Here is a 12,634-nt window from a genome sequence, read left to right on the forward strand (position 1 = left end):
ACTAGGCTGCCTCGCTGGTTGCTGATCCTCGTTGCTCCGTCCAGCGCAGAGTCGGGTCAAGTTCCTTGTTAGCCAGAAGCTTCTGAATATGGGCGATGCGTTTATAACGTTCGCCCTCAAAGTCATCAACCGTTAGATTTGTAGTACAGAATGTTTCGTAGAGTTCAAGCGCTCCCTTGCGTGCATCCCATTGTGGCTGAAAAGCTGGGAGCATGCGATTTATCTTGGAGCAGTCGACGCGGTAACAGCGCTGATCTGCGGTCCCGCCGCTTGCGTATTCGATCGTTGTGTTCGGGACAGTAGCCTTCACAATGTCTGCGAGATCGCGAATCTGATAGTTGTCTTCAGTGCGACCTACATTAAATGCTTGATTGTGTACGATGGCGATTGGTGCTTCCAAAACCGCTAGAAAGGCTCGCGAGATATCTTCTATATGAACGATTGGTCGCCAGGCGGTGCCATCACTCTTGATATGAACGCGACCGGTAGCATGCGCCCATGCCACGAGGTTGTTCAATACAAGATCAAATCGTAACCGGGGAGAGACACCGAATGCGGTAGCATTGCGCAGGAAAGTCGGACTGAAACGATCGTCCGCGAGCTTCGATACATCCTGCTCGACACGAACCTTTGAAATGCCATAAGGAGTAACGGGGTTAAACGGAGATTCTTCGGTCAACATATCGGTCCCGCCCGCCGCCCCATAATTACTGCAGGACGATGAAAAGACAAAACGTTGAACGCCCGCCTCCTTGGCAAGTTGCGCAAGTCGGACGGACGCGATGTGGTTGATCTCATACGTCAACTCGGGATTGAGGTCGCCGAGCGGATCATTAGATAGACCAGCCAGATGAATGATTCCATCGAAGCCGTCCAGCTCCGCGAGACAAACATCACGCACGTCCTTCTGGATGGAAGGTATAGCAGGAACACCATCGGAGAAGGTGCAGCGCTCGAATAAGTTGGAATCGAGACCAACGACCTCATGCCCTGCTGAGAGTAGCAGCGGGACCAGTACCGTTCCGATATAGCCTTCGTGACCCGTCACTAATACGCGCATCGTTTTCCTCCCAGATCTTCCAAGGTGCGTGACCTTCTTCCCACAGACTTTCCAGGTAACGTTTTTCGCGGATCGTATCCATGCATTGCCAGAAGTCCGAATGGCGATAAGCCATGAGTTGGCCATCTCGCGCGAGCCGCTCGAGCGGTTCCTTCTCCCAGTGCGTGCTGTCGCCATCAATGTAATCGAAGACTTCAGGCTCAAGCACGAAGAATGCACCGTTGATCCAGCCCTCTTTGGTCTGAGGCTTCTCGGAAAACTCGACGATCTGGTCTCCAAGCATTTCAAGGTGTCCAAAACGTGCTGTCGGCCGCACCGCGGTGAGCGTTGCCAGTTTTCCATGTCGGCGATGAAATGCCAACAATTCATTAATATTCAGATTGGAAACGCCGTCGCCCCACGTCAGCATGAAGGTACCTTTTCCCATAAACGGTGCGAGCCGCTTGATTCGCCCACCGGTTTGCGTCTTAATGCCGGTATCGATGAGGTCAACCGTCCAGTCTTCTACCGGAGAGCTTCCCATTTTTACTTTTCCGGTTGCCGTGAAGACTGTCAGATCATGATTGAGTGAACAGTAATCGAGCATGTATTTCTTGATGACCTCGCCTCGGTAACCAAGGCCGATGACGAAGTCATTAAAACCGTAGTGACCATAGTGCATCATGATGTGCCAAAGGATAGGCTTGCCACCGATCTCCACCATTGGCTTGGGACGGACATCAGTTTCTTCGGCCAGGCGGGACCCCAGCCCTCCTGCTAGGATGGCGACTCTCATACCGTTTTGCCTCCTTGAGCCTGCGTCGTGAGTTCCATATCTGATTTCACATCTTCTCCCGGACTTAGTATTTCGAGTCGTCGCACCGCGTGCCGGTTCTGGTAATTGAAGATGATTTGGTCAGCCGCTATAAGTAAATCTTTCGTTATGCGGCGGAAGTGTTTTTTGGTCCAAGGAAACAAAAGGGAGTATGCATGGAGCTTTTGCACGAAAGAAAGCGGAGCTCGCTTCACCGAGGCAGCGTACTCGTAAAGCTGGCGAAGCTCCGGAAAAGTAACTGCATGACTCTTTGCCGGGTCCCACCACTCCGGACACGGTAAAGTGCCATGGCGCCGTATCAACCGAAACCCATCAGATTTAAGGCGAACAGGTAATGTTTGCATCGATTGGCTCTCGTGGCGGGTGCTGATAAACAGAAACTTATCCGATTCCCAAAAGTGTCCAAGGAAACCGACCTGCGCCAAAAGCACGCCGTCGGAATTGACATAACTGCCCTGCGGCGGGCACTGACGAAGGGCCTCAAGCCGGAAGACACCGAAGATTTGAAAGCACATGTGATCGTTCAGCAGAAGATCATGCCAGCGGATCAGCGGGTCCGGTGAATCGAACCGGAGAGGTAAGTTGTAATATTCGACTAACTCACCCGTCAGTGACACAACCTTGGTTCGAGCATGCGCCAACACCAGGCTGGGATTGGCCTCTAGCGCCGTAATACATTCCTCAAGAAACGTAGGTTCTAGGAAGTCATCATGGGCCGCCTGCTTATAGTATTTCCCGGTCGCTTGCGAATAGACGCGTCGGAAATTCCACCCAGCTCCCATATTCTTTTCATTTTTGAAATACCGGATACGTTTATCTCGGGAAGCATATTCGCGGCAAATCTCCTCAGTACGGTCGGTTGAAGCATTGTCCGATATCAGCAGTTCGAAGTCGGTGAAGGTCTGGCTCAGGATAGAATCCAACGACTTGGCGAGAAAGCGATCAGCGTTATAAACGGGCATACCCACCGTCAACATCGGTGATGAAGGCATTGAAAACCTCCTGTGCGTAGAGGAAGGGAAGTAAGAATTACAATGATGTGCCTGGTCGTCTTATTTAGATGATCATCAGGCGAGACCTCGGAGTCTTGCGAGGATCTCTTTGAAGAAACTCTGCCGGTTCATGAGATTAATCATGCGTTCGAATATGAATGATGGAAAGTGGATCGAATTCTTCCAAAACCATAGCATCCGGGCGTCCGGATTAGCCTGCGTGTCACGGATATAGCGCTGGTGGTATAGCGGTGTTAAAGGCGATCGGGAAAGGCGCGCGTGAAGATACTCAAGATATAAGATGTAAGAGCTATCTTCCAGAGGCTGCAGTTGCGGAGCCAGAGTGGGATCGCGGGATTCGAGGAAATCGCGCTGCGCAATCCACAGATTCTGACACATCGTGATCTCCCGCAAGATGGATTCAGCGGTCATCTTCGATCTCTCATAGCTATTTGCACCGTGCAGCCGGTATTCAGCCAACACCTCCTGCCTCCGCAAGATCGATGTAAGCAGCGGAGCGAAACGGATGATGACTTGATCCGCACAGATCCTGAAGCTCTCCGGCAGCGGAAAGATATGTTCCGCCACTGTGCGATGTAAACTCAATCCCGAAGTTGGAGGCATATAGCCCAAGGCGCCGCCATCTTTTAGCATCCGCTCGCCTTGCCAACCTTCCGGAAGCCTTGATCCCAACGGCCAAACACCTTGCGACCGCCTCCGCGTGTTGACCCTCTGCACCCGATGCACACCAAAACCTGCGTCCGGGGCAAGCAGGTGCGCCTCCACCATCAACGCGAGTTTCGTCAGACGGAAAAGGTCGTCTGAATCAAGAAAACAAATCAGTTCGCCCGCACTCGCGGCGAAAGCCGCATTGAAACCTGAAGCTTGGCCGCCATTCTCTTTTGCAATCAGATGAATCCGCGAATCCCGTCGACAATACTCGGTGATAATCGGCTTCGAATTATCGGTTGAACCGTCGTCACAGATAATGAGTTCAAAATTCTCATAGGTCTGAGAGAGAACGCTCTCGATTGCTTGGCTGATGTACTTATCGTAGTTGTAATTAGAGATAAGAACGGAAACCTTTGGCCGCTCCGACAATGCCCTAAGCTCGATTGGCGCAAGAAGAGTGGCAGTCGTCACAGCGATTCTCCTGAGGAAGCAGCTTTCTAAACTAGTAGGCACCTGTACCCCTCAGCACGATTGCGGGAGTATCGAGGATGATTCTGATGTCGAGCAGCAGAGACCAATTTTGGGTGTACTCCAAGTCCAGACGGACCATCTCTTCGAATGGAAGTTCACTGCGTCCTCGAATCTGCCACAGGCCAGTTATGCCAGGCTGCACACATGCACGACCTTCAGCCCACTCTGCAAAAGCCCGGCTCATGCCATCGGGGTCAAGATCGACCGCAGGTAGGGGGCGTGGTCCCACAATGCTCATCTCATTGAGCAGGACATTAAAAATTTGCGGTAACTCGTCGAGACTATGACGGCGTAGCCAATGGCCTATACGTGTAACTCGCGGGTCATTCTTCATCTTGAAGATGTGCCCGTCTTTCTCGTTAGCGGTCGTTACTTCAACGCGGTCCGAGACCGTGTACATCGAGCGGAACTTAAAACAGATAAAATGTCGTCCCCCTTTGCCCACGCGGGGTGCACGGTAAAACACCGGTCCTTCCGAGTCCAGTTTAATGGCGACTGCGATTATCAACATCAACGGAGCTGTTATTACAAGGGCAATGCTGGCCAGAAGTACGTCGAACGCCCGCTTCAACAGTTCTTGTGTCTTCGAGACACTAATTGGCACGATCTCCAGAATTGGGAACCCATAGAAGGTGGAGAGATTCATCCGAGCAGGTCCCGTTGCAAGGTCAAAAGCAAAATTCATTGACATGCCCATTCGCTTGCACACCACTCCGCATCGTTCCACCTCCGTGTGGGGCATGGAGCTATTTAGCACAATGATCTCTCTAATTCGCTCGCGGTTGATCACTTCTGCAAGTTGGGTCGTGGTTCCCAGCACACGCAGAGTCTCGGGGGCTTCTGCCGTAGATTGGCCCTCGGGAACGATCAAGCCCGTGAAAATGCTATCTCCGCGAACCGGTGATATCTGGCCAAGCAACTGCGCGGCAACCTGACAATCTCCAAGCAGAGCGGCACGTAGAGGTGGGAACGATATGTTTTCCGTTTTGAGACACAATAACAGTGTGCCGAATCTTGCCAATGCAAGTGTGACGAAACTCACCGGCGCGAAGAGCAGCATGAAGGATCGCGATGCCTCGATCCCGACGCTGCGATCAAAGACAGTGACCGACACGACAATCATGCTAGCTAGAAGACTCTGGTCGATGACAGCGAGCAAGTTTCTATGCCAGCCCTGCTTTTCTGGTGCACCGTAGTGACCAAGCCTCCAAGCAAGTACGGACCATAGAGCCAAGACGACCAGCAGAGAAGGCGCCCAGAACGTCGCCTCCACGATGGTGACCTGCTGAGAGGCTACAGGATTTAGCAGTATGCGGATGGCGACCGTCAATCGCCACGCGCAGGCAATTGCAATCGCGTCAGCCAATAATCGCAAGACTTGATAAAGATGTAGATTTCGGAGGCGCATTGTTGCTTCTCCATAGAGCGAGTCAAACGATAACGATGATGCCGCTGCGGCTCACTCACTGGCTGCGGCCGATAAAACAGGGAAGGTGTTAGGCCGAGGTCTTACCAACATAGCTCAAATAACTGTTGTAATGAGATGACCCTTCGCGCTGGGAGTCATAGTCATTCAAAATGGTACCGATGATATAAGTGCCGTCTTCAGCCAGAAGTCTGCGCGCTTCTGTCAGATCGTCGCCACTGGTGTGGCCTGCACGGCAGATAAAGATCACGCCATCTGCAAACTTGCCGAGGATCCGCGCATCCGCTAGTCCAAGTAGGGGTGGAGCGTCTATGAGAACAAAGTCGAATCCGCTGCGCGCCGTATGAAGGACTGAAGCAAGGCGGCTGGAGTGTAACAGCCTGGTTACGTTTTCTTTAGCGTTGCCACTTGTAAGAATGGAGACGCCGGGGAAAGCGGTGGTTTGTATTAAGCTGTCGAGATCCGCGCACTCGGCTTCATTGAGCGCATTTGCCAGGCCTTCGATATTTTGCACTCCGAATAGTAGCGGGAGAGCTGGCCGCCGCAGATCACCGTCGATAAGAAGTACGCGTTGGCCGCTTTCGGCTAGGCTTATCGCGAGGTTCGCAATAGTGATCGTCTTCCCGCATCGCGGGTGAGGACTCGTTACCAACAGAACCCTGGGAATGACGGGACCATGCCTGCTGAACAAGATTGATATCCCCGCCGAGCGATAGGTCTCTGTCAAGAAGGTTTTGTCCGCTTTTCTCCAATGCTCGAGCATAGGATGCACTTCTTTGGAGCCAACACCAACCTTGAGCACCCCGCGGGCAAGAGCTTTAGAGCTCTTGTTGAGGAGGCGGGATCGTGGAATTACTGCCAGCTCTGGGCGATCGACATATTGTTCACTCTCACCTGGATTGCGCACGCTATTGTTCTTGCGTTCGGCGATGAGGATATAGAGCAACGACAGGACAACACCGAGCAGTGTGGCCAGAGTTATGCAAATAGAGAGTTTGGGCGAAGTAGGAATCAGGGAAGCCTTTGCAGGACTGACCACACGGGCATTCGCTGCTCGCAGTGCCGCAATGACTCCAGCCTCCTTTGCCTTCTGCAGCATCGACTGATAGACCTGCTCGTTCACGTCCACTTCATGCTTGAGCATATCGAAGCGGACCTGTTTGCTCCCTTGGTCGGCCGCGACTGCGAGTTGCCGATCATATTGTTGCTTGAGTAGTTGCTGCCGCCGTGCCGCTGTGCCATCCTCCACAGAGAGCCGGTGCACGATGATGGACCGTCGCCGCAGCATCTCTGCTTCGATGTCCTTTATCTGCGCTTCAACCTTCTGCACCTTGTAATTTGAAGGGGTAAGCGTCGTGCTTAGATCGGCCAGTTGCCTGCGTAGTTCAGTCAGCTTGGAGCCATCCTCGCGTATTGTCGGATCATCCACAACTTGGGGCAACGTATCAGCGGCGGCGTTCTGAGCCATTTCCACAGCCGACTGCCGATTTGCGCGGTCGACCTCTGCTTGGGCAAGACCCTGCTGAATCTCGCGCAAATGTTCTGCAGCCACTGGCTCCTGAGTTCCGCTCGTCAGGACGATCCCGCTGGCTCGTGCATACTCTTGCAGCGCATTTCCTGCCTCCTGCAGCTTGTGCTTCGCATCTTCCAGCTGCTGCTTCAGGAAAGTGCCTGTTTCCGACGCCGCCGTCAACCGGGCATTCTGTCCCTGCTGAATATATTGATTGGCCCATTCGTTGGCTGTATCTGCCACGAGGTGTGGATCGGGTCCGATTAGACTGATCCTGATCAGATTCGACATCCCTTCTTCCTTAGCCTTCGCGTTTGACATCACATTGCGGATCAATCCTTCTCGGCCCGCATCATCGGAGGCTAATGAGGAAGGTACCTTGGGCACCATCCCTTTCACCACACGATCTACGACAGCCTCATTCTTCAAGAGCATGATCTGGGTTTCAAGATAGCTGTCTGGTGTTACCCCATTTCCGTATGGATCCGCATCCCGAGTGTTCATGAAATCCTGATTGATACCCGTGACTTCGAGCACCGCTTGGGCTTTGTAGGACTTGGGAGCGAGGAAGGCGTAGAGCACGCCAGCAAGTGCACAAAGTCCGAAGATCATCATGACTGCGTGACGATGCCTGCGCAGGAGAAGGAAGTAGTTAATCTGCTCTTCAGGCGTGCCATAGACGGTCGAAGTGTGAAGAGTGTCCAAGGCACCACCGGACGGCAGCCTGGGCTCGGCTGTTTCTGCGGGAGAGATGACTCTTAGCTTTCCATCCGGTGTGCGCATAACTGAAACTCCGAGCAACGGTGGATTATTTCCAGATCAAAAGACCCGTCCCCACGCTCACAGCCGTTTCTATCGTACGAAGGGTCACAGCCTTAGTAAGGCTGTTAGGTACATACAAGATGTCATCGGCATGAAGGGGAATGTCAGGAGATTTGCTGGCCAGAATCTTCTTCAGGTCGATCTGGGTCTCGGTGCGAGGCGAGCCGGTTTCGGTTGTGGGTCGTAGGATTCTGGTACCACCGTACGCGGCAGACTTATTGACTCCGCCTGCGAGAGCGACAGCCTGAAGCACAGTGAGCCTGCTTCTATGTCCGTCAAGAACATACCCTCCGGGCCTTCCCACGTCTCCAATCACATAGACCATCTTTGCTCTAGGCACCGAAATTAGATCTCCCGCCTCGACGATCAGGTTGGCAGAGGGGTCCGTTCCATCGATGATCGTTAGAAGATTGATCTCTTTCAGGTAGAAAGAAGAGTTCGGTTCGGCTAAACCTGGAGAAGGAGGAGCCGGAGCAACGTCGTTGGAGGGGAGCCGGCGCGTGATCAGTATCTTGTCTCCAGCTTCGGGTTTCAGCCCGCCCGACTGAGAGATTACGCGCATTAATCGCGTCGGCCCGCGTAACTGAATGACACCAGGCGCGTTGACCGCGCCAACGACAGTAATTGCTTGGCTTCGATAGTCCGTCACGGTTACGGAAATCTGTGGATCTTTGAAATAGGTTCGATATCGAGCCGTCAGGTCGGCTTCGAGGTCCCGCACGGAAACACGTGAAGCTTGAACCCTACCGACCATTGGTAATTTAATCATTCCATCGGAGCCAACCTCGATAGGGCGATCGGGAATGTCATCCGCTCCGAATACGCGTACCGACAACTGGTCACCTGTGCCAAGAACATACGCACTTTTATCCGCTGGCAGGTTATCGATTTCTGCCGCCGCGAGTTTGTCACCCGTGGTCTGCGACTGGAGAGCTGTCATCGACGGATCTCCCGTTGTCGCTGTCGTCTGTGCAAGTGCTCTAGTAAAAAGCATAGGAGTTAGTAGTAGAAGAATGATCGATTGAGGAGCACTGACGTGAAGTTGTGACATGCTAATGCCTCCTCATTGCCTGACTCCATTTGCGGAACAGTGTGGAACACGTATGAGTAACTGATTGCAGGTCGTCCAGTAGTTCGCTTCGAACTTTAGTTTCTCCTTACCTTTTCTTCCATTTCAATCGCGATGCGCTTGCCCGATTATGTTGCGGTAACTCCCGAGAGCTTCTCAAAAGGTGGAGTGGGAAGATCGGAGAGTACGTAGCTTACACAAGCAACAGAGGAAAGTGGCACTTCCACCAATACTGACCTGCAGAGCAAATCGACGGAAAGGATCAGTCGTTCTTTGCCGCGCACTTGCACCAGCATTCCATCCAGTCCGTTGAGCGGCCCGGAAATAATTCGTAAACGCCCAGCTGTAGACGGATCGATATAAGGCAAACTCTCAAGCTCGAGTTCCGCCTTCGTTGCTTTGCGTAGGCCTTCGATTTCCGCACGATCAGCTGGCAGCGGCATAGATCCGGCACGAATAACATCAAGGATCCCGCGGGTACAGCGGATTTTGCCAATCTCAGTGCGCTCAGTGTCGCAAAAGATGTAGCCCGGAAATAATGGCATTTCGATGATTGGAGATCGATCCGCCCATTTACGTTTTGATTTAGTAAGAGGAAGGAACTCCTCATATCCTTTTCCGCGTAGCGACATAGAAACGAGCTTTTCATGACGAGGTCGAACGCGGAATGCATACCAATCTCGGGATTCGGAAGTCGAGTGCATAGACTCCTCCGCTACGTTCTCGAGGTGAGTGCTTCTTCTGTAGGCTTGTTGTTATCAAGCCAAAGCAGTAGCACTCTCGGTTACAGAACCGAGTACAGAATCATTTAATGTACTTAGCGGGCCCTTGGGGAGTTGGAGTCCCGATATTAGCATGAACGACATTTGCGATACCACAAAAGTCGTACGTCAAACTGCGACATTGGATGTCGCACCGTATTTCCTGCCTGGAGCTATTGGATACTCAGCGCATTTCGTATGTCAGTAACGCAAGTAAAAACTATATGTTACGGACAACGTGGCTCCCAAGTGCGTAGAAAAAATAGGCACGCGGAATGTCCGTGTTTCTGCCGACCGGGGCAAATCTTCGAGCAGAAATACAGCGTCATGTCGTTGTGAGCCTCTTTCCACAACCATGAATGAAATTCTAATCCGCTGGCGTATCAAGGTAAGGGCGAGCCTTCGGCCACGTAAACCCGGTCGGTAACTGATTTGAGAGATTGGCGATGTGCTGGACGCTGTCTTAGCAGGTGTACATGCGTGGGGACGCAAAAGTGACGATTCATTCCGAGACACACAGGGAAACGGGAGGGTCAAACGCTGGGGTCCCTATCAGTAGAAAGACACCCTCTCAAAACTCTTTGTACCAATTCCATCCCCTCGGGTCCGGTCCTGTCTTTTGCAGCGCAATCATCGACCCCTTGATGCCCAGCGAGGCATCGGGATTCAATCGGGTGCTCGCAAACATCTGGTCAAGATAACGCCTGGGTATGACTGCTCCTAGCCCCTGCATACAACCGTCAACAAGCCGTCTTAGCGAAGCCTTCTGGTAGCGGTCGAAGTCTGTCGTGCTTCCTACAATTTTATAGTTGGGATAGTTGAGTATGTACCGAACGGCCCTTCGCACGCCATGCAGATGGAGGTCGTCGATAACCACGATTCCGCCTTCCTCCAGCAACCGGTCGATATAGAAAAGATCGACGAGCGTGTGATCGAAGGTATGCCAACCGTCGATCAGTGCAAACTGAAACGTTCTTCCCTCCGCCAGAAGAGCCGGAAGAGCTATCTCTGACGGCTTCTCGACCAACTCAAAAAAATCAAAGCCCGCTCTTTTCAGATTCGCAATGCCGATTCCATGAAACTCACCATACTGGCCCGGGTCAAGGATGGTGTGATGGCCAGAACCCTGCTGGGACAAGGCTTCACAGATATAAAGAGAGGAAATTCCGAACGCACAACCAACCTCGAGCGTTCGCGTAAATTTGTGCTGGGAAATAAGAGAAAAGAGAAGAGCCCCTTCCTCCGGGTCGATCCCATCCCTCAGTGCGTGAGTATTCCCTTTCTCGTCCGCCACCTGGCTTCTTTCGAAAATGTCCTGGATCAAATGATTCGGATACATGTGGGTAGGATCCTAAAAAGAATTTAACTGTTGTGCGGTAAAGTTCAGGGCCTTAGCGACTCTCTTGCATCAACTGAGGACGCGGTCTCCTCCCCAAGTCTGATACCCGATGGAACTTTGATAGGGAATAGCGATCATATCGAAGGGCTTGACGCGACTTCATTGATCGTAGTCTCGAGGGTGCGGCTCTTACCTGCGGCAAAGATGCGCCGCACCGCCCACTGCTGGATAGGAAAGAAGAAGAGGAGCTTGCTGATCCCCATCGCGGCAGCGACGCCGCTCAGGCCAATCCAGTGGCCGAAGAGGATACCAAATCCGATGGTGCCAATAGCGCAAAGAGTAATGGAAAGTGTTGGTCCGTTCAATCTCTCCAATCCGGTCAGCAATTGTCCCCCTGCCATCAGCACAATGCAGCACAGGTTGTACAGACTTAACCAGAGGATGAGCGATGTATCCGGTACGGCCGCTGAACCCGCCCAAACGCGAATCAACGGCTTCGCCATCAACGCGATCGCCAACATGACCGGTACTCCGGTTGCCACGGAAGCCAGCGTTGCGTTGCGATAGGCTCCTCGGATCCACCTCCAGTCATTACGTGCTTTTGCTTCACCAAATGCTGGAATCAAGGGCGCGGTAACCAGGTAGATCATATCCACCGGTAGGGTGATGATCTTCTGCGCCACGACAAAGATCATGACTTGGGTCGGTCCCAGGATCTGCGTGATGATCATTGGCTGGCTCTGGTAAATGCCAAGCGCGCCCAGTTGGAGCACTAAATACTTGGACCCCACTCTGAAAAGTCGGAGTATGCAATGCCAGCGTACTGCGATGGGCGAAGGACGCAGCCAGCGATAACGCCTGAAGAATAGGTAATAAACATTAATCAGTGCAAGAATCGTTCTTGTACCCGAGAGAGCCAATACCAGCTCTGGCAAACTGCCATGGAAGCGGCTGACGATAACCAAAGCCACAAGCGAAGCTACATTGATCGCGATGCCCCAGACATTCGACAGGAACCCATCCTGATACGCGCTGTAAATCGAGTACTGGACGCTAAGCGGCACGCTGATAATAAAGAACGCAAGCGTGAGGGCGCAGGCCAAAGCCAGCTCATGTGGTGGTATGGTCGTGACCTTGAATACCGAGCTCCACGGGATGAAAGGAAAGCTTGCAAGCGTTATGACGGCCAATAAAACTGCGATAGCGATCAGTGCCCAAACGGCTGAAGAGGTATATTCCTGGGCTGCCCGTCTGTCTTCTTTTCCATGGGCTTCGGAGAGCACATTGACCAGTGCGTTCCCAGCAAGCCCGAAGTCAGTCATCGATAACCAGATCAAAAGACTGCTGATCGTGAGCCAGACGCCGTACCGTTCTGCGCCAAGGTAATGTACGGTAAGCGGCACGGATATGAAGCTGATAGCGATCGTCAGCGTTTTCTGAATCAGCGATGCCGACGCTGTGATACTGGCTCTCCGATAGCGTTCGCGGCCCGGGTTGTGGTGTGCTTTGAATAGGGATCGTAGCGCCCGCGGATTCATCAATCCAATGACCCGATTAGCGGTGCGCTTTGTCGATGAAAGCGCGTGAGACAAATGCAGCGACATGTGTCCCTCGGAAGGATGCAGAACGATCACTGCT

The 12,634-nt window shown here is 52.6% G+C and carries 10 protein-coding genes; all 10 read right to left on the reverse strand.

The window, feature by feature from the left end; translation table 11 throughout:
* Position 1: 1 nt before the first annotated feature.
* Entirely contained in the window at positions 2-1,060 is a 1,059-nt protein-coding gene (locus AC5S26_RS13990) for an NAD-dependent epimerase/dehydratase family protein (RefSeq protein WP_494185527.1), read from the reverse strand.
* Positions 984-1,835 (reverse strand): glucose-1-phosphate cytidylyltransferase, encoded by an 852-nt coding sequence (gene rfbF / locus AC5S26_RS13995; RefSeq protein WP_494185528.1) that lies wholly within the window; start codon positions 1,833-1,835, stop codon positions 984-986. The genes AC5S26_RS13990 and rfbF overlap by 77 nt, the downstream gene beginning before the upstream one ends.
* On the reverse strand, positions 1,832-2,866 hold the full coding sequence (locus AC5S26_RS14000) for a glycosyltransferase family 2 protein (RefSeq protein WP_494185529.1): 1,035 nt from the start codon (positions 2,864-2,866) through the stop codon (positions 1,832-1,834). Before AC5S26_RS14000 ends, rfbF begins: the two co-directional genes overlap by 4 nt.
* A 75-nt stretch (positions 2,867-2,941) precedes the next feature.
* The gene (locus tag AC5S26_RS14005) at positions 2,942-4,009 is read right to left on the reverse strand and encodes a glycosyltransferase (RefSeq protein ID WP_494185530.1); all 1,068 of its coding nucleotides are present in this window, start codon (positions 4,007-4,009) and stop codon (positions 2,942-2,944) included.
* A gap of 31 nt (positions 4,010-4,040) precedes the next feature.
* Entirely contained in the window at positions 4,041-5,477 is a 1,437-nt protein-coding gene (locus AC5S26_RS14010) for a sugar transferase (RefSeq protein ID WP_494185531.1), read from the reverse strand.
* A gap of 88 nt (positions 5,478-5,565) precedes the next feature.
* Positions 5,566-7,788 carry a GumC family protein gene (locus AC5S26_RS14015; protein WP_494185532.1) on the reverse strand — a complete coding sequence of 741 codons (2,223 nt, stop codon included), beginning with the start codon at positions 7,786-7,788 and terminating at the stop codon, positions 5,566-5,568.
* Positions 7,789-7,813: 25 nt separating this feature from the next.
* On the reverse strand, positions 7,814-8,878 hold the full coding sequence (locus tag AC5S26_RS14020; RefSeq protein WP_494185533.1) for a polysaccharide biosynthesis/export family protein: 1,065 nt from the start codon (positions 8,876-8,878) through the stop codon (positions 7,814-7,816).
* Between the two features lie 146 nt (positions 8,879-9,024).
* Entirely contained in the window at positions 9,025-9,600 is a 576-nt protein-coding gene (gene nusG / locus AC5S26_RS14025; protein WP_494185534.1) for a transcription termination/antitermination protein NusG, read from the reverse strand.
* A gap of 628 nt (positions 9,601-10,228) precedes the next feature.
* Complete coding sequence (locus AC5S26_RS14030) at positions 10,229-10,951, reverse strand: O-methyltransferase (RefSeq protein WP_494185535.1); 723 nt, start codon at positions 10,949-10,951, stop codon at positions 10,229-10,231.
* Positions 10,952-11,130: 179 nt separating this feature from the next.
* Complete coding sequence (locus AC5S26_RS14035) at positions 11,131-12,600, reverse strand: lipopolysaccharide biosynthesis protein (RefSeq protein WP_494185536.1); 1,470 nt, start codon at positions 12,598-12,600, stop codon at positions 11,131-11,133.
* Positions 12,601-12,634 lie beyond the last annotated feature (34 nt).

The sequence above is a fragment of the Edaphobacter sp. FHG110511_03 genome, from assembly GCF_059115365.1.